This is a genomic window from Marinoscillum sp. HNIBRBA16962 (assembly GCF_057801515.1).
In genome coordinates, this window is the sequence record NZ_CM173603.1 from 5,383,196 (window position 1) to 5,408,611 (window position 25,416).

Here is a 25,416-nt window from a genome sequence, read left to right on the forward strand (position 1 = left end):
TATGTGGATTTACCCCGGTTAAAAGGAAATAATGGCCTTGTACTCATTGACCACATTGATATCTTTAATGTCCAGGTATTTTCCATCTGTAAATTTTGGTGGCTGGGTGAAATCTATGAGCGTCTCCTGATCACTGTACAGCGGATGAAAGATCAACACCATTTCTTTTCCGTCCATTTCCGGAATAAAACTTTTCAAGCCAATCTCCCATTTCTTTTCATGATAAAAATGATCCGTAACCAAAAGTCCATCGATAAAAGCCATGCCCCGGTCTCCTACATAATCTATTTCAATAAAGACATCATTCAGCTCATCAAGTCCGCCTTCAGTCGCAACTGAGTACTTTCGATCAGCAACCTTTTTAACAGTCACACGAGGATCCTTGTCTTCAAATGTCAATTGATAGGAAGAGGCTCCTTTAAAGTGAGGCTTTGTACTACTAAGCAATGCGAATGATACTTGAGGTTTTTTATTGACAGCCGGATAAATGTGCATGGTAGAATTGAGGGATCGCGTTATCAAACTCACTTGATCCTCATCGTTCAAAATTAACCCGTCAGATATGATGAGACGATCATCTATCTTATAGGAATTCAATGCCATTTGACGCGGAATAATGAGGAACTGATCCTTGCCGTTTTTGAAAGAAAGTACTTCATCATTTTTTCCCCGCACAAGGGTAAGATCGCTTTTTTGACTTTTCCTGACATTCTGAATTTCCGTCAAGTCTGGATCCCCATTAATCACTAACTCGGGGGCAATCCCATCCACTGAGTAAAAGACATAACAATCTCCCTGGCCGGTATGCAAAGTGGTAAGCGGTTGAACGGTTGCCGATTTGATTACGGTCTGGCCCAGCTTCAAGTTGAAGGGGAAAATAGCAGAGGTAGATTTCTTCAGGTCGAAAGTACCGGAGGATGGAAAACGGATCGTCTCATTCCCTGTTTTCACGTCAATACTTACCTCATTGATATCGGCGATCTCAACATCGTCCTGAAAGTTGATCATAAAGAGAAATCCTTTCTCGCCCTGTGACCGTACGGCATAGCGCAAAGTCGTAGTATTCTCAGGGCCAATCTCCTCATTCCCTTTCGGGAGGACTGTCTTCATTGGGGCGAGTTCGTCCGAATATTCCTCCAAAAACATATGAAGCGTCTTTAAACTGCTGTGGTGCGGACGGGTCTGCCCGAACTGGCCGATCGGAGCCTGAAAATCGTAATTGATCTTGGGCATCCCGTTAACGTCTTCATTGTAAAACTTGCCATCGAAAACCGGCGTGGACCCGCCGTGATACATATAGTACCCGATTCCGTTGGATCCGCTACCAATGATACGTACCATGAGCGGCAATACACTTGCGGGATCCACTACAGGCCTTCGGCTATACTTCACCTGGATTCCCGGGCCTATTTCCGCCGGGATAGATGGATACAATTCAGCTTCATAGCTTATCGGACTATAATCCGGAAACTGGTGAATGTCTTTAAATAAATAAAATGGAGAAGGACTTGGTGGCGCCCAAAATGGGTAGGCATACCCGGCAGTAACAGGAATGCTTCCTTTTTCAACAATCGCTGCATTTCCCCATCCGGTAGCTGTATATAGGGGGACGTCCATGCCGTTTTTGATAGCAATATTTTTAAGCTTCGCCATGTGATCTTTACCCATTTCCGCATAAGGATTTCGTCCATCGGTTTCTGAAATTTGCTCGTGTGTGACACTGACATTGATGTTTGCCACCGTATATTCTTTCTTAGCGCCCGGATAGGTAACTTCCCAGGGGGCTGCCGAGTGCTGAAACTCGTTTTCCAACTGAACGCCCACTATTGGCCCTCCATCTTTGAAAAGCAAGCCGTCACATTGCCTGCCTATTTCACCATACAGCCTGTCAACATAGGCTAAATATTCCTCATCGTTTGACCTGATCTCAAAGGTGCGGCCGTATAGCCAGTCAGGAATGCCTCCGTTTCGCATTTCCCCATGGCAAAAAGGGCCCATCCGAACGATCAGGAATACATCGTTTTTTTTACATAACTCGGCAAAACGGCGCAGGTTGAGGTTTCCGGACCAATCGAATACGCCCTCCTCTCGTTCATGAACGTTCCAAAACACATAGGTGGCGATTACATTAATCCCGCCGGCCTTCATCTTCTGAATGGATTCCTCCCAATATTGCGCCGGATATCTCGAATAATGAAGTTCGCCGATGACCGGAAAGAACGGCTTGTCATTGTAGGTAATGTAGTAACTGTTTACGTCGATCGAATCTCCATCCGGATTAGTACCCCCCAGGTCCAAATGACCCCTTACAATTTCCTTTTCAGGAACATCTATATTAATTGAGTAGTTGCTTTGGCCAAAACTTGCTGCAAAGGCCGCTAAACAGAGGCATGAGGTAAAAAGTAGTTTTTTCATTTTTGTTAGTCCAATACTTTCAATCCGTGCTTAATTTTTCACTATGGATTTTTCTATTTAGGACACCCTATTTAGTAATACAATCACTCTATAGTAAATATTTCCAACACCCATCGTTCGCACGCATTTTTTACTCCCGAAAAGAAATAAATTATCGACAATTTCATGTCAGGTTTCAGGATTATTTAATGGACATTAATACGTCATTAATGGATAATGCTATGGAATCCATTGACAACCAATAAAGTCATTTATTTTAGCAGAAAAAGTGCAGTAACAGAATGATGGTAGCGTTGCCGAGTGGTAAAGCACTTTATACTTTTAATTTTTCTAATGCTATACCTGAATAAAACGGACACATCCAGGGCTACCAAAGTCCGATACTCCGTTCTTGCTGCTGTTTTTGTAAATGTAGTGATCAATTACATGGACCGAAGCAATATCTCGGTGGTAGGACCTCTTATCAGCAAAGAGCTTAACCTAAGTACCATTCAAATGGGCTACATCTTCTCTGCCTTTGGGTGGACTTATGCCACACTTCAAATCCCCGGTGGTGTAATGGCTGATCGGTTTGGAATTCGAAATTTGTATGCCATATGTTTGATTATGTGGTCTTTGGCTACGCTTGCCCAGGGTTTTGTGGCTGGCTTTGTTACCCTTTTTGCCATGCGTGTTTTGATTGGTGCTTTCGAGGCTCCATCTTATCCTATGAACAATCGTATTGTGACGAGTTGGTTTCCGGATAACGAAAGAGCTGGCGCCATTGCGTTATATACATCTGGCCAATTTATCGGATTAGCATTTCTCACGCCCGTATTGACTGCTATTGAATTGTATGCTGGATGGCGGGCTCTCTTCATCATCTCAGGACTTATTGGAATAGCGTGGGGTATAGTCTGGTTTTTCTTTTATCGAACACCCGCTGAACATAAAAAAATAAATAAGGCCGAATTACAACACATTGAGCGCGGAGGTGGATTAGCGGAACCTACGGGTCTGGCAGATGGTGAAAGGTTTAAATGGCAAAACATTGCGCTTGTCTTGTCCAAAAGGAAACTTTGGGGAATTTATATTGGCCAGTTTGGTGTAGGTGCGACGGTTATTTTTTTCCTGACATGGTTTCCCAAGTATCTTGTGGAATACAAGAACATGGATTTTCTGCAGTCAGGATTTATGGCTTCCGTTCCTTTTCTTTGTGCCTTTGTTGGTGTTTTGTTTTCGGGCTTTCTATCTGACTTTCTTGTACGGAAAAATGTGTCCGTAGGCGCAGCAAGAAAGGCCCCTGTAATAATCGGGTTGCTTTTATCTGTTGCTATTATTGGTGCAAATTATGTTACGCAACCCGGAGCAGTGATCTTTTTTATGTCTGTGGCCTTTTTTGGAAATGGTCTGGCCTCAATCACATGGGTCTTCGTCTCTTTACTGGCTCCTAAAAACTTAGTGGGATTGACCGGTGGCACGTTTAACTTTATTGGAGGTCTGGCGACAATCATCGTCCCCATCGTCATTGGATATTTAGTTGAAGGAGGAGATTTTTCTCCGGCATTGATTTTCATTGGATGTGTGACAGTGACGGGAGCGCTTAGCTATATATTTTTAGTTGGTAAAATTGAACGCATCACCATTGATGGATAATGCTATGGTAAAAAGAGTTAAAAAGAGTTAAAATTCCATTTTATATTCTTTGATTAACACATCAAAGGATAAACCCAACTTAGGGCCTAGTGCCCTGATTATTGGAAGAGTTAGAGGCCTTCTTTTGTTTAAAATATTTGAAATAATACCTCTGCTTTTTGTCCCAATCATTTTCATCAGATCCTTTTGATGCAAATCCATTTCAGCCATTCTAATTTTAATTGCCTCAATCGGATCCGGGGGATCTATTGGATAATGTTCAGATTCATATTTGTCAATTAGAGTGACTAACACTTCGGCCAGGTCATTTTCAGGTGTTCCTTTAGGAGCATCGAAAATATCCTCCAACATTTTTAAAGCATTTTCATAGTCTGTGTCAGTCCTAATTGGTTTTATTTCTGTTTTCATATGTTTGAGGCATCAATTTCCTGCCTGCCGGCAGGCACGGTATCGTATTCGGAATGTGTGCCAATAAAGCGAATCCAACACCATTGCATTTCATAATTGAATTTCACAATTAATCTATACTTGTTTTCACATATATTGAAGACTATTCTATTATTACCAACAACACTAGCATTTCGATACTGGGATTTCACTTCATTACTTGATTGCCATCCAGCTTTCATTGCAACTTTGTACCAAGTTTTTAATGTTCCTTCGCTATCAGGATTTTCTTCCCAAAAAACCATTAATTTCTTCCTTGATACAATGTTCTTCATTTACTGTATATTAAAGTATGAAGAATGTTTTCAAATTGAAAACAAAGTCAAGCATTTTTTGTTTCTAATGACCAAAAGTTAAGACTATAAGTCATCACAATATTATCTCGTTAATGATTATGTTTGTGCAGAACGGTGATTTTATTCCTATGGATAAATAATAATCCGACAGTCTCCGACCACAATCGAGCTTTCGGGGAAAATCTGTCTCACCCTTTCAGGGTGAAGTACTGAGGGGCAGTTCTAACCCTGGAGCGATGCTCCAGGTTATGTTTTCTTAGCCTTTCAGGCTAAATCGAAATCAACCGTGAACCAACTCCGGTCACTCATGTGTGGTTTCGGGAAAGACTACAACAACACTGGCATTTCGATGCTGAGATTTCACTTCATTACTTAATTTCCATCCAGCTTTCATTGCAACTTTGTACCAAGTTTTTAATGTTTCCTCGCTATCAGGATTTTCTTTCCAAAAATTTCTTAGTTTAATGGGACAAAGTAAAATGAGATAGATATATGTTTAGCCTGAAAGGCTAAGAGGTTTCAACTTGGGGCATCGCCCCAAGAAAAAAACTGCACGACCACAGGCTGAAAGCCTGAGACAAAAAACCCCATGGGACAATCACTTTCACAACTGTATATACACCTGACTTTCGGCACAAAATTTCGCCAACCTTTTATTAAAAAGGAATGTGAAGAAAGGTTGCATTCATATATGGCAGGAACTTTGAAAAAATACGAAAGCCCTGCATTGATAATAAACTCAGTTCCTGACCATGTACATGTTTTATTTCGTTTATCAAAAAATTATGCCCTTGCTAAAGTCGTGGAAGAAGTAAAAAAGCAATCTTCTAAATGGTTCAAAGAAATTGAACACGGAAATCCAAAATTTTCCTGGCAAACAGGTTATGGAGCTTTTTCTGTGAGCAGCTCAAAACTCGATGTGGTAAGAAAATATATTCTTAATCAGAAAGAACATCACAGGAAGATTTCATATCAGGAAGAGGTTGAGCAATTTGTAACACAATATGATATCATTGAATATGACCCGACATATTTCTGGCAATGATGATAAATCGATAGTGCTCCAATCACCATTGGGCTTCTGGAGGAAATTTGTCTCACCCTTTCAGGGTGAAGGTACTGAGGGACAGTTCTCGCCCTGGAGCATCGCTCCAGGTTATGTTTTCTTAGCCTTTCAGGCTAAAACCGAAAACCAACTAATTGTCTGATATGACAAAGAGTGAGGTTAGCCTGAAAGGCTACGAGACTTTAACTTGGGGCATCGCCCCAAGCACGAAACGACAGGCTGAAAGCCTGAGACAAAGAGCAGAACTACACTCACGGATTCTCATTCACATAAGAATTCCATTTTTCCCGATCCTTTTCTTCAAATAACTCCGCAATGGTCGAAAGGTCAATCTCATTTTCAGGATTGAAGTCTTCGGAAGTCATATAGGACAGTAGACTATGGTAAAATTGCTTTGATACAATTCCAGATGTTTCTTTCTTATCCAAATCGATACTGCAAACCATCAGACGTCCACCTCCTACTTTTGCTTCGAAAAGCATTGCCAGCCTTCGGTTTAAAAACCAGGTGTCAATGGGCTGAATAATGGGCTTGAATTCCGGAGGGAAGTATTCAAGATTCATCACTTGTTGCCTGTTTGCCAACTCCCACCATTGCAGGTCACTGTAATAATCGGTTGGGAATTGATCAAAAACAGGATGTTTATCGTCAATCAATAATCCGGTCGTATGAGGTGGACGCATCCTGAACCATGAGGTATTCCAGAATGCAGGCGTATAATGCTGCACTACGTCTTTTCCATTTTCAACATTTCCGGCTGTCATTAACAGTACCTTACCCCCTTCTTCCAGGATCTGCTTTACCTTATCATCAATGGTTTTGGTAATATAAATACCATCGTTGTCCACACGTTCAGGAGGTGGAGGATACACCCAGATGTTCCAGCTATTGAGGTATTCACCTATTCGTACTTCCAGAACAAGTTTTTGAGCTTTTTTCACTGGCTCAAGGGACGTTTTTATTTTGCCTATAACCTGTCCATGTCCCACAGGAATATCCATCGCATTAAATTTACCAGACAGCACAACAGAACTATCGGCCGCCAAAAGCCGCCATTCACTTATTGTATTCTTCAATATTTTACCACTGAAATTGGCCACTTCTACCGTAACATCCAGTTGCTCAGCGTTTGAAAAGGTGTACTTAGGCAGGCGAACGAGGGGTACTACCTCACTGCAGAATTGCCGGAACTCCTTTCCAGTGACATACCCTTTTTCATCCCAAAAGGCATCCAACACGCCCACCAGTGCAGTTCCCTGGCCGGAAAAATCATTAAGGCTCAGCAACTGAAACCCTGCAAGATTGGGAGTTCGTAAGGTGGCCTCAATTTCCTGCTTGTAGCAGGAAGCCTGCAACTTCCCGGATGCCATCAGGAAATCATGGGCCTGATCGCCCATATGATTATCGCCGAGATCTTCCCGAAAAAGTTCAAAATTCAGGGCTTTTAACGAACCTGTATATTTATCTATTTCATTGAAATTCGGAAACGCACACCATTGTCCCATTTCGAAGGTCACATAAGGACGGTTTTGATTCTCCGTTTTATCATGATAATCAAATTCGCTTTCAGGTTGCTTTTTGTCCCATTCCAATCCGCGTGGTGGAGAGCGAACGATGAAGTCACTGTTTTCTATGATCGACCAACTACGTCCCGTAGAAGCACCTGTAAAAACACGCTGCGGATCATATTCCCTGAAGTGATCCACCCAGTTTTCGAGATAAGGGACATAATTGCCCGAGGGTTCATTTCCATAAGCCATCATTACAAATGATGGGTGGTTGCCATAGGTATCAATGATACGTCTGGTTTCATCCATTAAATATTGGTCAATTGGCAGGCCGTCTCCCAATGTAACCGAATACTTAGCCCAGCTGGGACCCTCTACCTGCAAGTATACGCCGGCTTTGTCTGCGGCAACAAAAGCCGCCTCCGGTGGACAATAAGAATGAAAGCGAACGTGGTTCAAACCAAAAGACCGGCACACTTCAAAGACACTCTCCCAGGATTGAGTGTCTGTTGGAGGATAGCCTGTCAACGGAAACACACTGCAGTCTGTTGTGCCCCTGAGAAAAACAGGAATACCGTTGATCTCAAAATGCTTTTGATCGATGGAAAATTCGCGCATGCCAAACATTTCGGTTCGTTCTGGCAGATTCCCTTCCGGACCATTGAAGGAGATTTTCAACTGGTAGAGGTTAGGGTCAAATTCACTCCAGGTCTTAAAGCCATCTCCCATGTCAAGCTGAACCGTAACCTTTCCATCACTTATCTGATATTCTCTGGTTACAGGACCCACTTGATATTCATGATTAGTACCGACCGCCTCGAGCGTAATCTCAGACGTACCATTTTCGATTTCACCGGATAAAAATATTTCAGCGCTAACGAGATTCTTATGAACATGCGGAGTGATCCGTACTTTCTCGATAGAGACTCGTTCCAGAGGTCTAAGTTCCATCTCTCCCACTATCCCATTCCAGTTGCCCTGGGTGTGGTCAGAGATGCTATGTGAATTGATTCCGGGATCTATTTCCCTGATGGCATTGTCCACTGAGATGGTGATACGATGCTCCCCTTTTGTGACGAGTTTTGAAGGGACGGTGTAGATGTGCGGTGTGGATAAGCTGTTCTGGCTTCCGACCAATTCATCATCAAACCAGACCTTGGTTTGCCAATGGGGCCGTTCAAGGAATAGCTCTAAATCTTGGTCTTTCCATTCTCCCGGTATGGATATTTCTTTTTGATACCAGGCTTTTCCTGCATATCGCTTCGCTGGTGTCAGCCAGAAAGGAAATTTCGGTGGATCTGCTTCTCGATATTTGGCCATTTCCGGTGTAAAATACCAGGAGCTGTCATAAATGCCACCGGTCCATTGCGTTTCCACCGATGGGGTATTGCCAATGTTACGATCTCGAAGGGCTGCAGGAAGCTTCAGGCCATTTTCTTCAAATTTTTGAGAAAACCATTTTTCCTGTTCACCCACTTCATTTGCATCCAAACGGTATTGCCATTGGCCAGCCAGGTTAACAGGTGCAGGATCGCTGCAGCTGACGAATATGACTGAAAAAGCAAGCATTATTATTCGAACGCCATTACTGGATTTAAGTGATCTTTTCATTCTTCTACTCATTGTGATCAAATTTCTGGCCGCCGTGGGTCGTGTCCTCACGACCCACCTTGTCTGCACATAAAGTTTCGTGGAAGCACAAACCTTGGCAGAAAAGTTTCCGTGCATTAGATTCCTGCTCGGAGCTGAAAGGCAAGCAACGATCCATTGTTCCGTGTTACGATGATGAGCTTTCCTTTGGGGGTTCGGATCACGGCTGCCTTGCGTGTATTGCCATCTGCCCAGAACCCGCTCACGTCAGGGTTGATGAGTTCAAATCCGCCCTGCTCATTTCCTATTAGAATGACACCTACGCCAGCATCGTATTGGCCTGCCACGGGTTCGGATGCATAGTCATTGCCGGTAAGGATAAGATCAGTGTGTCCATCGCCGTTAACATCATGCGGGACGATGGATGTCACTGGTGACCTTTGCACCATGTCGGGAAGTGGACGTAACGCAAAACCACGGTCGGTATTTTCCAGGATCATGCTTCGTTGTTCGAAAGCACGTGCTACGTACCCGATGCGGTGCTGCACAGGCGAGAGCAGCTCGTTGAGGGTAGTTCTCGAGTAGGCATCGAAAGTTTGGTAACGCTGTTTGAACGTGGGGACCTGCCGCAAAAGGTCAAACAGTGCCGGAGTGGGATACTCTGTATCACCAAAATAGCATGCCGGAATAGCATCCCACGCACCATTATTATCAAAATCACCGCCATAGACTGACATAGGGTGTTGCTGATCCATACGATATCTTGTGTTAAGACCAAGGTTTCCTCCTACGATGTCCATGTCGCCATCAGCATCAATATCGACGGCAGCCAAGGAATACCAGAGACCTGCGGTTGAACGCAGGGATGTGTCGGAAGACACCGACAACACACCTTGTTTATTCAGGAAAACAGTAACAGGCATGTATTCGCCAGCCAGTACAAGGTCCTCCCAGTTATCTCCATCCAAGTCAACCCATACCAAACTTGTGACCATGCCGATGTTTCTCAGGCCGGGAGCCAGACTATCCGTCACGTCTTTGAACGTTCCCTTGTCGTTGAGAAGCATATAAGAAATACCGGGCTGTGGAAATCCGAGTGGTAGGAGCCGACCACCGCGAACGAGGTCCAGATCGCCATCATGGTCGAAATCAGCTACCGCGACAGAAGACCCACTATGTCTAATGGACGGCAGCAGGTCATTCTCGAACGAAAAGTGACCAGTGCCATCATTAATGCCCAACCTATCTTGATAGTACGGAGATCCATCAGAAAATTCGTTAGATCCGCTTACGATATACAAATCCATATCTCCATCACTGTCCGCATCAAAAAATATAGCATCAACATCTTCCTCCGACTTCTTCCCGTTAATGAGGGGGCGTTGTTTAAAGTTCCCTGCGGCGTTTTGCAAGAACAATACGCCTGAATGACGATACGAGCCTCCCACAAAGAAATCATCAAGACCATTGCCGTCTACATCAGCTACTGCCAGACAAGGCCCCTGTTCAGACAGCTTGTGTGGCAACAACGACTCTACATCGTAGTCCATATAAAACTCCTCTTCATGGAAGAAGTCAAGGCCGCGCATCCCCGTAATGTCCTCCAGGAAAGTTGGCATCTCAGATATCACGGTCTCTCCTGGTTTGGCGTCTCGCTGATTTAAGGCAATCGTTTTGTTTATCTGAACAGATGTTTCAGTTTGTATAGCTCCATCTGGCCAAGTAACTACGACGGAATCAATCTTCTCAGTTGTACCAAGACCAAAGGTCAGGACATAGTCTACAGACGATTGATATCCACGAGTGACAGATAAATATCGTGTCTGTCTAATCTCGCCCGCGTAAACGGTAACCCGACTTCCGAGTCCCATTGTATTCGGTGTCTTCCCAAGAAGTTTAACCTTTACGTAGTGTTTACCGCTGGTGTTGTTTCGAAGAACAAAAGGTTTTTCATTAATGTTACTGACAATAACATCAAGGTCACCATCATTATCCAGGTCCGCATATGCTGCCCCGTTGGAAAGTGATGGGAGGTCTGGCAGCCAGCTTGTTGAGATGTCTTTAAGACCACCATTGTCATTCCGATAAAACATATTATTTCTTCGGATTGAAGGCATTTGTTTTGCACGATCTCGCATTGACTGATTTGTTCGCACCATGTCGCCTGAGCCTGCGATCACATTGTTGTGGACAACGAAATCCATGTCTGTAATATCGCGTAGGTATCCATTTGTAATAAACAGGTCCTGCCATCCATCCAAATCTGCATCAATCCAGAGAGGTGCCCAACTCCAGTCCGTACTATGAATACCTGTCTGCTGACCAATCTCGGCGAAAACAGGTTGGTCGCGGTTGACACCCAGGTTTACAAATAGCATGTTACGCATATATTGTGGATGATAGCCGGCACGCTTCATGGCTTCAAATACGTTGGGATTCGGGGGTCCGGCCATTCGTGCTCGCTGCTCATGATCGGCCGGGAGCATGTCTACGACAACCACGTCGAACCGTCCGTCGTTGTTGAAATCACTCACATCATTTCCCATGGAAAAATGGCTATGGTGCTTGAAGTATTTCTTAGCCGACTCTGAGAATGTCCCGTCTCCTCGATTGATATATAAGTGATCATTTGCCAGAAAGTCATTGGAGACTAAGACGTCTTCCCATCCGTCATCATTTAGGTCGCAAATTGCCAACCCTAAGCCAAATCCATCCTGGGTGATTCCAGCTTCGATAGACACATCGACAAATTTACCATCGTTATTCTGCAATAGCTTGTCACATGATGGCCCTTTGCCGTCAGTACGAATCTTCACGATCATATTAGGATTCCTGACGGTATTGGTACTGGTCATCAGGTACACATCCAGGTCCCCATCCTTATCATAGTCAAAGAAGGCTGCCTGGTTAGTGTATGAAGTATCCGCTAAGCCAAACATCTCGGCCTGATCTTCGAAAGTTAAGTTGCCTGTGTTGATATATAAACGGTTGGCTCTCTCATCTGCAGGATAGTTTCCGGACTTACAGACATAAATATCTAAAAGGCCATCGCCATTTATATCAGCCAACGTCACTCCCGTGCTCCAGCCTCCACCAGTAATGCCAGCACTTTCCGTAATGTCTTCAAAATAGAAGTTGCCTTTATTCAAATATAAGCGGTCGCCAGACTGATTACCGGTGAAATAGACATCCGGCAATTGATCGTTGTTAATATCACCGATGGCGACACCACCGCCATTGTAGACATAGTAGTAGTCGATCAGATTAGACCGGGAGTCCTCTTCTATTCTATTAATAAAGGTAATTCCCGAGTGGCCTGCCGAGACATTTGAAAACAAGTGATCTTCCTTATGTTGGCAGGACATCAGCATCGTTACTGCCACAATCACTAAGCTTGCAAAAACTGAATGCTTCATGTCGCTAAAAACTCAAGGTTAAACAGAAACGGGGTCTAAAGCGACCCCGTTTCTTATTTTTATTGCCACACGGGATTCTGTGTCACATTTGGGTTTCCTAATATTTCTTTAAGTGGGATTGGCAGCACATAGTCCTTCGCTTTAAGTGTTCTACTCACGCCATAAGTTTCAATAAACCGATTGATCCGATCACCGAGATAGTCGGGTGTACCACCGAATGTGCTCTTGCGTCGCAGCTCAGGATACAGGACTTGCTCGAAAGCAAACTCGTATATCCGTTCATCTACGATTGCATCACGAAGTTCAGCCTGAGATAAACCGGCGAGGGGTGCCAGACCCGCCCGATCCCTGACTTCATTAATACCCAGATAAGGATCACCGGTTTGGCTCTCGTTACAGGCTTCGGAATGTCCGAGTAATACATCAGCATACCGCATGTATACCGTGTTCTTTTCGGTGTTGGTCCAACTTCCTCCCGGATTAATCTCAGTGATCTTAGCCGACCAGGCTTTTCCAAATATAAGCTCGGCTGGATCATCCGGGTCGGCATTTGGATCAACGACACCGCCAAATCGCGACAGATTGTATGGAGCATCTGCACTCCAACGCACAATTGGGAATTCACCTGCTGAGTTAAGAGCAGTTCTACCGGTTGGATATGATTCCATGAATGTCCCTGCGATTCGTTCATCGTTGTCATCGTACGAGGCCCTGAACTCCTGACTTGCACTTAACCAGCTCCAACCAGCGCCACCTAAACTTGTTGGAAGATCTTCAGGATTGAAATGCGCGGAATGATTACTATATTCATTGGCATTGGCGCTCGCTGAAACTTGTCCTTCAAAAATCCGTTCCCCCATGTTTTCATGGTCAATGTCAAAATTAAAGCTGAAGTCTCCAAACAGTTCAATACCGCCACCCATGATATCCTCGGCTGTAACTTTGGCACCGGCCCAGTCCTTGTCCCACAATTGGGTTTTCATAAGTAGTGTTTTCGCCGCCCAGCTTGTAGCACGACCAAGATTGGCTCCTGTATAAGACGTTGGCAAAACGTCAATTGCAGCGTCGCAGTCTTCGTAAATCTGATTGATAATCGCCTCAATACCTCCGCTATTCGACGGCAGGCTTTCGAGACCACCTGAAGTACTCGTGACCAGTGGAACATTGTCAAAGTAGCTCAGTAGGGAATAGTAGTAAAAGCCACGAAGGAAATGAGCTTCTCCCTTTAGACGAGCAATCCTGTCAGCATTTGCAGGGTCATTTATGTCGTCGGCTATTTCAAGGATTGCATTCGCCCGATAGATTGACCGGTAGCATTGGCCCCAGTAGGCTTCGATCACGTCATCCTGCGCTGTTACATTGCCAAGGTTGTACTGCAAAGGCTGCTTTTCCCATCCGATTTGATAACCTATAATACATTCAAACACATATCGGTTGTAAAAAAAGTTGAACCAGTCCCCATTGCCCATAGTAAGGTCGTCATAGATTGCATTCACACCAAGCTCAAGTTCGTTTGCTGATTTGTAAAAACTACTGGGGTTAATGTAATCAGGTGTTTCTTCCAAATCGGTGCAAGCTGCGCCAAGGTATATCAGAAAGACTACAAGAATGAATTGCAGGCTTTTTGTTTCAGTTTTTTTATTCAGATTCATATTGTATGTTTTAGCTAGAAATTTAAAACCACTACTATAAGCCGACATTTATCCCGAACGTAAATGTTCTTGCGCGTGGATAAGCATCATAGTCGTCTCCCCTGTTCAGGTTATTTTGTCCCTGGTTATTCACCTCGGGATCAAAACCAGTATAGTCGGTAATTACAAATAGATTTTGTGCGCTAACGTAAACGCGTACACTTCGCAAAACCTTGGTGACAGGTATATTGTAACCTAGTGAGATGTTTTGAAGCCGTATGAATGACCCATCTTCAATAAAGAATGACGAGCGTCTGTAGGAAGCAAAATCGCGAGTAGCTTCGACTTCAGGCCGTGAAGCACCGGGATTTTCAGGTGTCCAGGAATCGGTCAGGATATTGCTGATTTGATTGATCTTTTGAGCGCCATCACCAATCTCCGACTGCTGCAGATTACGAACCTCCGATCCTTGCACGCCACGCAGGAAGAATGCAAGTTCGAAGCCCTTGTACTGTAAGGTTGAATTGAAGCCCCACGTGAAATCCGGATTGGGATCCCCAATGATCTTATAATCTGCAGCTGAATAGCTTTCATTGCCATCCAGGTCTTCATAGATGGGATCGCCGGTCGAACTAATGCCAATAAAATTGTACCCTCTCCATACCCCTATCGGATAACCAGCGTCAACCCAACTTCCATCAACACCAAGATGACCGCTTGGACTACCAGCAAAGAACGGTGCGCTGCTTCCAAGGTCTTCGATTTTGTTCCGAAGAATTGAGATGTTTGCATTGATATCCCAGGTAAGGCCACTGGAGACAACGGGCTTTGCGTTAACAGCAAGTTCAAAGCCACGGTTCGTGAGTGAACCGGTGTTTTGTAGCAGTGTACCAAAACCTGTACTTTGTGGGATGGAGACGTTGAGGAGCAGATCGGTAGTCCGGTTCCTGAAATAGTCGGCGGAGACGTTTAGTCGGCTATTTAGAAAACTCATATCCATCCCAACATTCATCATCCGGGTCTGCTCCCATTTGAGGTCAGGGTTAGCCAAACGTGTTGCCGCATAACCTGAGACAAGCTCCCCATTAAAGACGTAGTTACGTGGATTCAAGTCGGAGGTCGACTGATAGGCCGGGATCTGGGAATTTCCGGTGATTCCGTAGCTTGCACGAATTTTAAGATCGTCAAAAACATTGCTCAACCCTGAACCTGCAAAGAAGTTCTCATTTACCAGACGCCATCCAATTGCTACCGAGGGAAATGTGGCCCATTTATTATTGGGCCCAAACTTAGTTGAACCATCGCGCCGGGTTGTGAGTGTCACCAAATAGCGATCCTTGAAATTATAGTTAACACGCCCGAGAAATGATTCAAGCGCCCACTCTACACGAGATGACTCACCTATCTGCGGTGAGGTGCCATTCTCAAAATTAAGTGACTCAAAATCATCCGAATCGAGCCCTCTAACTCTTTGAAGGGCTGAGGAATTGTTTTCATGTTGTACGGTATAGCCAGCCGTCACTTCAAGGTTATGACCACCAGAGAATGATTTATTGTAGGTGAGGATATTCTCATTCAGCACGTTAATCAGATTTCGGTCAAATCGTTCAAGTTGGCGATTGAACTGCCTTCCTAATCGTGTCTTGCTGTTGTAAAACGTATTCCTGGTTGCGTTTAGCAGATCAAGTCCCACACTCGTGCGAAATTTTATATCATCAGTAATGGAGACTGTCAAGGCCGTGGTACCAAAGATTCGGTTTGTTCCATCTCTGTCGACACCTTCTTTGGCTTCCGCCACAGGGTTGATAGTGAACCGGCCGTCATATAAAGGATAATTGTAGTTTCCGGTCGCATCATATACCGGAACGGTAGGATCCAGGCCTAACGCCGTAATTATTATCCCACCCGGGCCTCCCCGGTCAGTCGGCACACTATTACCTGTTGTACGGGTCAACGCCCAACTATTTGAAAATGTTGCACGTCCTCCAAACAGATCATTGTCAAGGTTGAGACGAAGGCCATAACGCTTGAAGTATGTGTTGATGATTATCCCCTGGTTGTCTTGAAAATTCCCGGTCACCGCGAAACGGTTATGCCCATCTCCTCCGGTGATGGAGACCTGATTTGTGGAGATGCTACCAACTCGCGTAATTTCATCAAGCCAATTTGTTCCTTGTCCAAAACCATTAACCTGACTGTCAGTATAGCGTGGGGCACCGCCTTGGCTCACATCAAGTTTGTTCAGATACCGAGCAAAATCCGATGCACTTAACACGTCTATGCTATTTGAAATGTCCTGCACTGCATAAGAGCTTTCAAAGCTAACGAAGGTTTCACCTTGCTTTCCCCTTTTTGTGGTGATAAGCACAACACCATTAGCGCCGCGTGAACCATAGATGGAAGTGGCCGATGCATCCTTCAACACTTCAATCGATTCAATGTCACCTGGGTTCAGGGCAGCCAGCGCGTTGTTCGCTTGACGAGATCCGTTGGTACCAAATTGCTGGTTGTCTGGATAGATGGGCAGTCCGTCAATAACATAAAGAGGCTCACTACCACTGATCAGGGAGTTTGCCCCGCGCACGCGAACTGACAACCCTCCACCAGGAGCAGCGGAACTCTGAACAACCTGCACGCCTGCTGCACGTCCCTGTAAAGCCTGATCGACAGATGTAATGGGCATGTCCTTAAACTCAGCAGCTTTAACTGATACCACTGATCCCGTGAGATCACTCTTCTTTACCGTTCCGTACCCAACCACGACAACCTCATCCAGACTTTTTACATCCTCTTCCATTTCGACATCAATAACAGAGCGATTGTTTACCGGCACCTCTAGAGTGGCAAAACCAATAAAGCTAAAAACCAGTGTACTTTCCTGGGGTATTTCAAGGGAGTATTTTCCGTCATTATCGGTTATCGTCCCATTAGTAGTCCCTTTTTCCAAAACACTAACGCCAGGTAATCCCATCCTATCTTCTGATGAGATCACTGTCCCGGTCACTCGCTGCTGTGCACTCAATGCCAACACGCTAAAGAAACCAAAAATAATTAGTAAATAATTCTTCTTCATAGGCTATACATTTTAATAATTAAAAATGATTCATGGTTTATTCTACTATCTATCCTGTAATACCTAATACTCATTGCCCTACCTAAACTCACTCCTATATTTTCAAATAATCGTAGTTATATATGAGCTTATCTAATAAATTATTAATCAGAAAAGATGTATTAAGGCATTATTTTCCTGTTTTATAAGACATCCATTTCAAAAGTACAAATTGGCGAAACGAATGAAATGGACATATTATTTGTTTTTATGGACAATAGTATGGCTCACCATTCTAAATATTTCAAATCAGCAAAACTATATTTACAACGTGTTTTAAAATCCCTGACCACTTTCCCAAATGTCACACGAACTACTCGAGCAAAATATCAAAAAGCACGTACCGTTTTCAGCTGAAGAACTGAAGACATACTGTAGCTATTTTAAACCTAAAAGTATTTCGAAAAAGGAATTTTTGCTTAGACAAGGGGAGCTTTGCCGGTTTGAAGGGTTTGTCACGAAGGGATGTTTCAGGTTGTTTACGATTGATCCAGAAGGAAATGAGCACGTTCTTTACTTTGCCGAAAAAGACTGGTGGGTAACCGATATAGATAGCTTTACCAATCAGACCCCCGCACATTTGTCCATACAGGCACTGGAAGACAGTGAAGTGCTGCTGATCAGCAAAACAGACAAAGAGCGTCTCTATGATAAAATGCCAAAGGTTGAGAAGTTATTTCGAATAATGACTCAAAAGACCCTGGTCGCCCTCCAGCGCAGATTGATCCGGAACCACAGCTTTACTGCAGAAGAACGATATGATCATTTTATCTCTACCTATCCCGAAATTGCACAGAAGCTAACCAACCGCCAGATTGCAGCCTACCTCGGTATCACCCATGAGTTTGTAAGCAAGATCAGAAAGAAGCTCTCTTTAAGAAAATAATTCATTTTTCATGTGTTTAAAATTGGCACTTGACCTTTGGCACTTGGCTTTTGGCCCTGAACTTTAATCATTCACGGTTGGTATGCCTCCGGTTTATGCTCATTTCATATGTATATAAATTCCAAAATAAGCGGTTTGCACTAGCCGTGCGCCTTCCCAATTTTGTTCATCCGCAGTTGGTGTTGCTCAATAAATGGGTTAAGCATCATGCTTATTTCATGTTTTCAAAGGTGGGAAAGTGGTGGTTTGGTATCCTGCCTTGATCCTATTGCCATTGCGCAATAATTGGATTGAGATTACGCATCCAGGCATCATGTTCATTATCATTTATTGAACTTGTTCAATGTTTTTCGGCAACACCTGCCCGTACTTTGCTTCATCATTAAAACAATAATACAGATGAAACGAATTTTCTTATTAGCAATTCTTACAACTTTAATCTTAGTAAAAATGGAAGTACAGGCACAGGATTTTAAAAAAATCGAAACAGACCAGTTGACTCTTGACGTGTTCAACGCATCCGAAAATAGTTTTGGAGTAGCATCCGTAATCGTTTCAGGCAAAACAGATGCGGTATTGATCGATGCACAATTCACTTTGGCTGATGCCGAAACCGTAGCTCAGCAAATCAAAAAATCAGGCAAAAAACTTACGACCATTTATGTAAGCCACGGAGACCCTGATTTTTATTTCGGGTTGGAAGTGTTCAAAAAGCACTTTCCGGGGGTAACAGCCTATGCTACACCGGCCACTATTGAGCATATCAAAGCCACAGCACAAAAGAAATTAGAAGTATGGGGCGGTCGACTGGGTGATGCAATTACCTCCAATGTTGTGCTGCCACAAGTCCTGCAAGGCAACAGCATAGAGCTGGAAGGACAAAAGCTGGAGATTGTGGGGCTGGATGAATTTCCCAAAAAGACATTTGTTTGGATACCTTCCATCAAAGCTGTGGTAGGTGGCATCAATGTCTTTGGCAATACCTTCCACCTGTGGATGGCTGACGCGCAAACCCCCGAAGCACGCAAAAACTGGATCGCTATTCTGGATAAAATCACAGATTTACAACCGGAGGTAGTTATACCGGCCCATTCGGGTGAAGGAGCAGCATTTGACCTTGCATCCGTAAGACACACCAAAGCGTACATTCAGTTTTACGAAGAGGCACTTAAAACCAATAAAACATCCGAAGCATTGATAAGTGCGATAAAAGAAAAATACCCGGACCTGACATTTGAGATAGCCCTGCAGCTTGGGGCTAAAGTAAATACCGGGGAAATGAAATGGTAATGAAAAGCTTGAATCTACAACTCATCCTGCCAATACTCCTCCTGGGGATATTGGCAGGGTGTAACAATCGTTATGCAAATATGACTAATCTCGAAATCATAAAAAGCACTTATGAGGGTAAGAACTCAGAGGAAAATGGTAAGAACCTCCAACAGCACCTGGCTGCAAATGCTACCTGGACAGAGGCCACAGGGTTCCCCTATGGCGGAACGTATACCGGATTTGAAGATATTGCCAAAAACGTTTTCAGCAGGTTGGGTAGCGAATGGATCGACTATAAATTTGTACCCGAAGACTATGTGGCCCAGGGAGACAAAGTGGTGGCGTATGGCACCTACTCCGGGACGTATAAAGAAACAGGCAACTATTTCGAAGCTAGGGTAGCCCATGTCTGGAAACTCAACGAAGGTAAGATTATCAGTTTCGAGCAGTTTGTGGACAGCAAGACCGTGGTAGAAGCAATGAAAAAAAATACTTCCCCGAAAATGAAATTGATCTACGTAATGGATCCGCTTTGTGGCTGGTGCTATGGCAACCATCAAACGATCGAAAGATTGTATCAAGCTTATAAAGAGGAATTCGATTTTGAAATTTTACCCGGTGGAATGTGGAGTGGCACAAACGCCAGAAAACAAACCCCGCAAATGGCCCGGTATTTTATCAATCATGATGCTGCCATAGCTCAAAGAACCGGGACCTCGTTTGGAGAGGCATACTTCCAGTTCATTCAGAACGAAGAAGTAAACCTGAATAGCGAAGTACCCTCGAGGGCCATAATGGCTATGGCAGAAATGGATCAACATCAAACCGTTCCGTTTATGGTAGAAGTGCAAAAGGCCAGGTATTATCATGGAAAAGATCTAAACCAGGAAAGCACATATACTACCATTTGCCAGCAGTTAGGGGTGGATGAAGAAGCCTTCCTGTCGCTTTTTCGATCAGAGGCCATTAAGAAAAAGACACAAGAGACTTTTACCAAAGCCAGGCAATATGCACAATCTTACCCTACATTGTTATTGGAGGCAAACGGAGATATCCATGTTCTGGAACAGGGTTATGCCCCGTACGAAAGTATTGAAACTGAGATAAACGACATAATGGGGCAGCAATGAAAAATGCATGTTTGATAGTATTTGCCTGTCTCTTTTTTTCCTGCAACTCCAATACCGAAAAGACCAAACAGCGTGAAGCAACGGACAGCAATCACGATCGTACACTGATCGGCAAAAAAGCAAAAATCATCTATCCGGAGTTTACGGCCGAAACTGAATATGTGAATGATAGTACCCTGCATTGGAGAACCTCCGATAGCAAAACCGGAATTGTGGTCACAGGAGACGAAAAAATGGCTTGCAAATCCTTGGGAAATGGCTTGTTTTTCCTTAGCTGGATTGAGCAGGATGGGTTTACCGTAAGTCAGGTCATCGACCTAAACCGAATGACGGTAACCGGCTTTGGCAGCTGGCAAGACGAAGAAAGCGAAAGAGGCCAACGAAGTGGGGATTTGCTGGAAGGGAAACTGGAATTTGTAGAATAAAATGACAGCCTGAAAAAACGGATCAATGGAGTTTGAACTTTTACTATCATTTCTTGGGGCATCGGTCCTTTTGACGGTCATGCCCGGGCCAGACAATATTTTCGTGTTAACAGAAAGCCTGACCAGAGGGCATCGGAACGGAATAGCGATCTCTTTGGGTCTATGCTCCGGGATCTTGATCCATACCGTGGCGGCCGCTACCGGCCTGTCAATAATCATTCAAAACTCTGCCATTGCATTTACAATCATAAAGTATCTGGGGGCCGGATATCTTTTTTATTTGGCATTCCTATCCATCAAGGATAAAAAACCTATGGCAGGATTTGATGTCAAAAGAAAGGGGGAAGAGAGGAGCTTTCTACAATTGGTGAGAAAAGGGTTTTTCATGAATGTTTTAAACCCTAAAGTCTCCTTATTTTTTATTGCATTTCTTCCCCAGTTTGTAAGTAAGACGGGATTTGCCGTACCCTTTCAGATGCTATTTCTTGGGGTCGTTTTTATGGCTCAGGCGGTAGCGATTTTTTCAGCCATTTCATTATTGTCGGGTAGGTTAACCCGGTTTGTGAATAGCACAAGGTTCTGGAAAATCACAAAATGGAGTAAAGTCAGCGTTTTGGCGGGCTTAGGGCTCACGTTGGCTATATCAAGGAGATAAGTCCATGCTGTACCCACAATGCGGATTCATTCCCAGATAGCGATCGCTGAATTGTATCAGCCTTACCAACATCTGTATAAGATTCCAGCGATAACTCTAAAATAATTTTGTGTCATATCTAAATAACAAAAATATGACACAGACCATTTTAATTACAGGAGCCTCTTCAGGCTTTGGCAGAGAAACGGCCATCCACTTTCAACAAAAAGGATGGAACGTTATCGCGACCATGCGGTCCCCTGAGAAAGAAACCGAACTTAACCAATTGGTATTCATTTCTTTCTCATTGATGAAGCAAAGAATATATTAAGAAGCACAAACACCACGATAGCAGAAGCTGCATATAGCTTAGGTTTTGAGAACCCACCATACTTTTTAAGACTTTTTAAGAAAAAAGTGGGACCCAACAGAGTTCAAAAATCAATCACTGAATTGAACCTGAAATGAAGTCCGAACTACCCAATCGAATGAATCTCAAATATCGTTAGTTTTATCTCTTTACTTCACCAATCATTCTCATGCGCACCTGATTTTTATAACCAGGCTCCAGGTATATCGGAGGTTTCATGTAATTCCCAAGCCCCATTTTTGTGTAATTCCATTGATTGTTGATGATCAACAACACTTCTCCGCCCGAATTGCCATCCAGTATTTTGAAAGCGCCAACGGGAATGGCTACCTTATCTTCCTCAGTGCGGCCAAAGGATCGTTTTTGGGCCACAATCCTTACCGTATGCAAACCAGCTTCGAGACCTTCTTTGCTATATAAAATGGAATTGGGGGATTTTCCTCTGCTGAAAAAGCTCAAATTCTCCTCAACTAAATTCCCATCAATATAGATCTGTGCAGCGGACAACCCCCTGTCGTTTGTTCCGATCCAGGCAAAACCATTTCCCCGAAATGAAAAAGTCATTTCATCACCTTCCGAGGTACTCATCAGTTCCTGTGACCCAAAATAGGATATACTATCCGCAGAAATGGCCCAGTTCCCTTTTAATGTTATCGCATCACTGCCCATCGTAATGATATTCTTTTTGTCTTCCTGAACTTCCAGTCTTACGGCTTCAGTTCCATCGGACTCTACTCTTATTCTTACGTTTTCACTAGAACTGATCGCAGTAGCATCATTGATATATTCTTTCATGCTCCTGAAATCGTTCGTTCCTCTGCCGCCAATGTCGTACTGACCAAACACACTAAAATCCCTTTCATCCTGAGACCATGGCCTTTCAGGTTTTTCACCAAACACCTTTTCATTTCCTGCATGTGTCCGCTTTGCGTTTCCTGCATTTCTACCAATATGATCTTCCGGATAATATGTCCACAATCCGTTTCTATTCCATTCCAACTGGTTGATATCTGCTGTCAACAAGTAGGAAATACCAACTTCCTGAAAACCTCCGGCATCCTGATCGTTCCAGGGTTTCTTTCTGGGTTCCGGAGCATCAACTCCAAACCTGACAAGTTCATAGTTAGTCGTGATCAAACCCGCACCATCGATCCCTACTTCAAAGTTTATTTCTACAGGATCATTAAAACCTGAGATTTTTATGACCGCCTCATCTTTTTCTTTGCGCACTTCAATGTCTTTCAGAACCCATTCCCCTGTTTCTTCACCACCGGTTAGGTGAAAATATGGCCCTCCTTTTAGAAGGAGCTGACTGTTATAAATCCCGCTCTTTATCAAGCCGTTCTTTTTGTCAAATACAATCTCAAAGTCTTTTCCGCTAATCGTTATTTCGTCCTTATTCTGCTTAATCTTTGGAGCTGAGCCAGAGGGTCCGGGAAAGGAAACTTCACTTGGAGAAATTGCCAGCAGATACTGATCAATGGATTGACCATACTGATCTGTGAATGTCAATTCCAGCCGGTCATCGTCCTGCCAATTGGTATAGGGAATTTCCAGCGACCCTTCAGTGTGAGGCATGATGTCTGGCCCTTTCAACTGGCCAGAAGCATCTCTCACTTTCCACGAAACATCCAGTTCATTCAAATTGGTGTGATCGTACCAGTTTTTAATCGGGATGATCAGTGTATTACCTGCACCGGGATTTTCAAATGCTTTTTCAGTGATCCTGACCGGTGAATATGCTTTTTTCATATGCCAATACTCAGGACGGGTGCGCCTCCATAGGTCGATGGCTCCCCACTCAAATGCCCATGACCCAAATGCATTTTCATCCACAATGGCCCACATCGCCCCGCCCAGGCATCCCTCCGTCGCAAACATTCGCTCCCAAAATACTTTGATGCTCTCGCCCCAAAAATTTCTCATTCCCGGATCACGGGCCAGAGACTCCTGATAATAGGAAGATCCGTGGGCAAACTCGTCATGGAGCACGGGCATACCTTCCGGCAGGGGCCGGACTGCCTCGCTGTTGAAAACCGCCACTCCCGGTGAGCCCAGATCAGCATCCCAATCCGGATAGTGATAACTAAAGATCTCATAGGGCCAATCCACCCCCGAAGGCACACTCTGGGACCAGCTATAGATCACCGGGCGAGTAGGGTCTTCTGCCCTGGCATACTCGTAGGTTTTGGTAATGTTGATGCCCCAGTAGGTTTCATTGGCCAATTCATAAATGATAATACTGGGATGGCTCCTCACTTCCTCGATCATTTCGGCCATTTGATCCAAGTATTGTGCTGTATGTGCAGTGTCTTTCTGGGTACCCCGCGTAAAAGTGACAGAATTCTCCACCTGAACGTACAAGCCCAGGCTGTCACAGGCATCAAGGTAGGCATTGGTGGCGGGGTAACAAGACGGTCGGACAAAGTTGAGATTCGCATCTTTCAACATCTTCACTTCTTCCCATGCCTTTTCATCCGAAAGGTATTTTCCATAATCAGGATCACTATCGAATCGTCCGGCCCCTCGCAGTTTCACTTCCCGGCCATTAGCCAGCATTTTTCTACCCTGGATCTCAACCTCTCTAAAGCCGATTTTTTTGGTGAGCACCTCAACGACCTCAGCGTTCTCAATTAGTTCCAATCTTAGTGTGTAAAGATTGGGGTGTTCGGCATCCCATTTCAAAGGGTCATTGACATGAAAAGACGTAATTTTTTCCGGCCGTTCTTTCGTTAGATTGATTTGATTTTCATTCATGTCAACATTATTTCCAGCAGGATCTGTTAGAATCAATCTGGCCTTAGCCTTTTTCCCTTCATTAAATGCAACTCTGATCCAGACCTTCATTTCCGCATTTTTATAATTATCATCAAGATCCGTTTCCACATTGAACCTCGTAAAATAATTCTGCGGGACCGCCATCAATTTCACGCTTCGAATGATGCCACCATGGTTAAATGACGAGGTGGAAAGCTCGCGTTCTTCATCCACTATTCCTACGGTCAGCAAAGCTCCCTGGCCCGGCGTTACATAATCCGTGATGTCACATGTCCAGACGTTGAAACCACCGTAGTGCTCTTTGAGGAAATTTCCGTTGATCCATGCTTTAGCAGTGCCGGTCACTCCTTCAAAGCGAACGATGATCCTTTTGTTTTTGAAGTCTTGTGGGATGGTGATGCTCTTTTTATAGGCATATTCCTGGCCTCTTCTGATATTTATTCCCTGTTTTTCAATGGATGAAGGAATAATTACTTCTTTCCAGTCCTTTGAGTTAATATCTTCTTTCCAATATTGGTCAGCAGGCTTTGTATTTATAAACCATGTTCCATTTAAGGATATCACGGGATCTTCAACATCGCTTATCCTGGTTGGTATGGGAATAATTTCAGGTCTGGGCCAAAAGTCGTGGTCCGGGATTTCAATTGAACCGGATTGGCTTAGAAGGGGGTGATTAGTGAAGGTGAGGAGAATAGTTATACCAAAGAGAAAGTGCTTCACTACAAAGATTTATTATTATTGAATGATACTACAAAAGAATGATCCCGCCCTATCTTAAAACCTACCGCCGCCTTACCCGTCATTT

At 44.0% G+C, this 25,416-nt stretch carries 16 protein-coding genes and 1 pseudogene; 9 read left to right on the top strand and 8 right to left on the bottom strand.

Going from position 1 to position 25,416, the window contains the following annotated elements:
* Nucleotides 1-18: 18 nt before the first annotated feature.
* On the bottom strand, nt 19-2,415 hold the full coding sequence (locus tag AC3E9V_RS22445) for a beta-galactosidase (RefSeq protein WP_488750412.1): 2,397 nt from the start codon (nt 2,413-2,415) through the stop codon (nt 19-21).
* A 333-nt stretch (nt 2,416-2,748) separates the two neighbouring features.
* Here AC3E9V_RS22445 and AC3E9V_RS22450 point away from each other — a divergent pair, with 333 nt between their 5' ends.
* Complete coding sequence (locus AC3E9V_RS22450) at nt 2,749-4,050, top strand: MFS transporter (protein WP_488750413.1); 1,302 nt, start codon at nt 2,749-2,751, stop codon at nt 4,048-4,050.
* A gap of 27 nt (nt 4,051-4,077) precedes the next feature.
* Here the strand turns inward: AC3E9V_RS22450 and AC3E9V_RS22455 are convergent, their stop codons facing one another.
* Both AC3E9V_RS22455 and AC3E9V_RS22460 read right to left on the bottom strand, forming a co-directional pair.
* Nucleotides 4,078-4,458 (bottom strand): helix-turn-helix domain-containing protein, encoded by a 381-nt coding sequence (locus AC3E9V_RS22455; protein WP_488750414.1) that lies wholly within the window; start codon nt 4,456-4,458, stop codon nt 4,078-4,080.
* Nucleotides 4,455-4,772 (bottom strand): type II toxin-antitoxin system HigB family toxin, encoded by a 318-nt coding sequence (locus AC3E9V_RS22460; protein ID WP_488750415.1) that lies wholly within the window; start codon nt 4,770-4,772, stop codon nt 4,455-4,457. Before AC3E9V_RS22460 ends, AC3E9V_RS22455 begins: the two co-directional genes overlap by 4 nt.
* A 610-nt stretch (nt 4,773-5,382) precedes the next feature.
* Between AC3E9V_RS22460 and tnpA the strand changes: the two genes are divergently transcribed.
* The gene (tnpA, locus tag AC3E9V_RS22465) at nt 5,383-5,838 is read left to right on the top strand and encodes an IS200/IS605 family transposase (protein ID WP_488750416.1); all 456 of its coding nucleotides are present in this window, start codon (nt 5,383-5,385) and stop codon (nt 5,836-5,838) included.
* A 272-nt stretch (nt 5,839-6,110) separates the two neighbouring features.
* Here tnpA and AC3E9V_RS22470 read toward each other — a convergent pair whose 3' ends face one another.
* The 4 genes from AC3E9V_RS22470 to AC3E9V_RS22485 all read right to left on the bottom strand — a co-directional run bounded on the left by AC3E9V_RS22470 (nt 6,111) and on the right by AC3E9V_RS22485 (nt 17,077).
* Complete coding sequence (locus AC3E9V_RS22470) at nt 6,111-8,978, bottom strand: DUF8487 domain-containing protein (RefSeq protein ID WP_488750417.1); 2,868 nt, start codon at nt 8,976-8,978, stop codon at nt 6,111-6,113.
* A gap of 116 nt (nt 8,979-9,094) precedes the next feature.
* The gene (locus AC3E9V_RS22475; RefSeq protein ID WP_488750418.1) at nt 9,095-12,373 is read right to left on the bottom strand and encodes a VCBS repeat-containing protein; all 3,279 of its coding nucleotides are present in this window, start codon (nt 12,371-12,373) and stop codon (nt 9,095-9,097) included.
* A gap of 59 nt (nt 12,374-12,432) precedes the next feature.
* Nucleotides 12,433-14,025, bottom strand: a complete 1,593-nt coding sequence (locus AC3E9V_RS22480; protein ID WP_488750419.1) for a RagB/SusD family nutrient uptake outer membrane protein — start codon at nt 14,023-14,025, stop codon at nt 12,433-12,435.
* Nucleotides 14,026-14,059: 34 nt separating this feature from the next.
* The gene (locus AC3E9V_RS22485) at nt 14,060-17,077 is read right to left on the bottom strand and encodes a SusC/RagA family TonB-linked outer membrane protein (RefSeq protein ID WP_488750420.1); all 3,018 of its coding nucleotides are present in this window, start codon (nt 17,075-17,077) and stop codon (nt 14,060-14,062) included.
* Between the two features lie 340 nt (nt 17,078-17,417).
* Between AC3E9V_RS22485 and AC3E9V_RS22490 the strand changes: the two genes are divergently transcribed.
* The 7 genes and pseudogenes from AC3E9V_RS22490 to AC3E9V_RS22520 all read left to right on the top strand — a co-directional run bounded on the left by AC3E9V_RS22490 (nt 17,418) and on the right by AC3E9V_RS22520 (nt 21,931).
* On the top strand, nt 17,418-18,002 hold the full coding sequence (locus AC3E9V_RS22490) for a Crp/Fnr family transcriptional regulator (RefSeq protein WP_488750421.1): 585 nt from the start codon (nt 17,418-17,420) through the stop codon (nt 18,000-18,002).
* 399 nt (nt 18,003-18,401) lie between these two features.
* Nucleotides 18,402-19,292, top strand: a complete 891-nt coding sequence (locus AC3E9V_RS22495; RefSeq protein WP_488750422.1) for an MBL fold metallo-hydrolase — start codon at nt 18,402-18,404, stop codon at nt 19,290-19,292.
* Complete coding sequence (locus tag AC3E9V_RS22500) at nt 19,292-20,404, top strand: nuclear transport factor 2 family protein (RefSeq protein WP_488750423.1); 1,113 nt, start codon at nt 19,292-19,294, stop codon at nt 20,402-20,404. Before AC3E9V_RS22495 ends, AC3E9V_RS22500 begins: the two co-directional genes overlap by 1 nt.
* Nucleotides 20,401-20,829 (top strand): MoaF-related domain-containing protein, encoded by a 429-nt coding sequence (locus AC3E9V_RS22505; RefSeq protein WP_488750424.1) that lies wholly within the window; start codon nt 20,401-20,403, stop codon nt 20,827-20,829. The genes AC3E9V_RS22500 and AC3E9V_RS22505 overlap by 4 nt, the downstream gene beginning before the upstream one ends.
* A 25-nt stretch (nt 20,830-20,854) precedes the next feature.
* Nucleotides 20,855-21,484 (top strand): LysE family translocator, encoded by a 630-nt coding sequence (locus AC3E9V_RS22510; protein WP_488750425.1) that lies wholly within the window; start codon nt 20,855-20,857, stop codon nt 21,482-21,484.
* 133 nt (nt 21,485-21,617) lie between these two features.
* Nucleotides 21,618-21,752: pseudogene (locus AC3E9V_RS22515) on the top strand (SDR family NAD(P)-dependent oxidoreductase); the annotation flags it as partial.
* Nucleotides 21,753-21,811: 59 nt separating this feature from the next.
* Entirely contained in the window at nt 21,812-21,931 is a 120-nt protein-coding gene (locus tag AC3E9V_RS22520) for a hypothetical protein (protein ID WP_488753678.1), read from the top strand.
* A gap of 43 nt (nt 21,932-21,974) precedes the next feature.
* Here AC3E9V_RS22520 and AC3E9V_RS22525 read toward each other — a convergent pair whose 3' ends face one another.
* Entirely contained in the window at nt 21,975-25,331 is a 3,357-nt protein-coding gene (locus AC3E9V_RS22525) for a glycoside hydrolase family 2 TIM barrel-domain containing protein (protein WP_488750426.1), read from the bottom strand.
* Nucleotides 25,332-25,416 lie beyond the last annotated feature (85 nt).

Excerpts from the sequence above, each read along its gene's own strand:
- AC3E9V_RS22470 (WP_488750417.1), bottom strand. The coding sequence starts at position 8,978 with ATGAAAAGATCACTTAAATCCAGTAATGGCGTTCGAATAATAATGCTT.
- AC3E9V_RS22490 (WP_488750421.1), top strand. The coding sequence starts at position 17,418 with ATGTCACACGAACTACTCGAGCAAAATATCAAAAAGCACGTACCGTTT.
- AC3E9V_RS22455 (WP_488750414.1), bottom strand. The coding sequence starts at position 4,458 with ATGAAAACAGAAATAAAACCAATTAGGACTGACACAGACTATGAAAAT.
- AC3E9V_RS22495 (WP_488750422.1), top strand. The coding sequence starts at position 18,402 with ATGAAACGAATTTTCTTATTAGCAATTCTTACAACTTTAATCTTAGTA.
- AC3E9V_RS22475 (WP_488750418.1), bottom strand. The coding sequence starts at position 12,373 with ATGAAGCATTCAGTTTTTGCAAGCTTAGTGATTGTGGCAGTAACGATG.
- AC3E9V_RS22505 (WP_488750424.1), top strand. The coding sequence starts at position 20,401 with ATGAAAAATGCATGTTTGATAGTATTTGCCTGTCTCTTTTTTTCCTGC.
- AC3E9V_RS22510 (WP_488750425.1), top strand. The coding sequence starts at position 20,855 with ATGGAGTTTGAACTTTTACTATCATTTCTTGGGGCATCGGTCCTTTTG.
- AC3E9V_RS22460 (WP_488750415.1), bottom strand. The coding sequence starts at position 4,772 with ATGAAGAACATTGTATCAAGGAAGAAATTAATGGTTTTTTGGGAAGAA.
- AC3E9V_RS22480 (WP_488750419.1), bottom strand. The coding sequence starts at position 14,025 with ATGAATCTGAATAAAAAAACTGAAACAAAAAGCCTGCAATTCATTCTT.
- AC3E9V_RS22485 (WP_488750420.1), bottom strand. The coding sequence starts at position 17,077 with ATGAAGAAGAATTATTTACTAATTATTTTTGGTTTCTTTAGCGTGTTG.
- AC3E9V_RS22500 (WP_488750423.1), top strand. The coding sequence starts at position 19,292 with ATGAAAAGCTTGAATCTACAACTCATCCTGCCAATACTCCTCCTGGGG.
- AC3E9V_RS22450 (WP_488750413.1), top strand. The coding sequence starts at position 2,749 with ATGCTATACCTGAATAAAACGGACACATCCAGGGCTACCAAAGTCCGA.
- tnpA (WP_488750416.1), top strand. The coding sequence starts at position 5,383 with ATGGGACAATCACTTTCACAACTGTATATACACCTGACTTTCGGCACA.
- AC3E9V_RS22445 (WP_488750412.1), bottom strand. The coding sequence starts at position 2,415 with ATGAAAAAACTACTTTTTACCTCATGCCTCTGTTTAGCGGCCTTTGCA.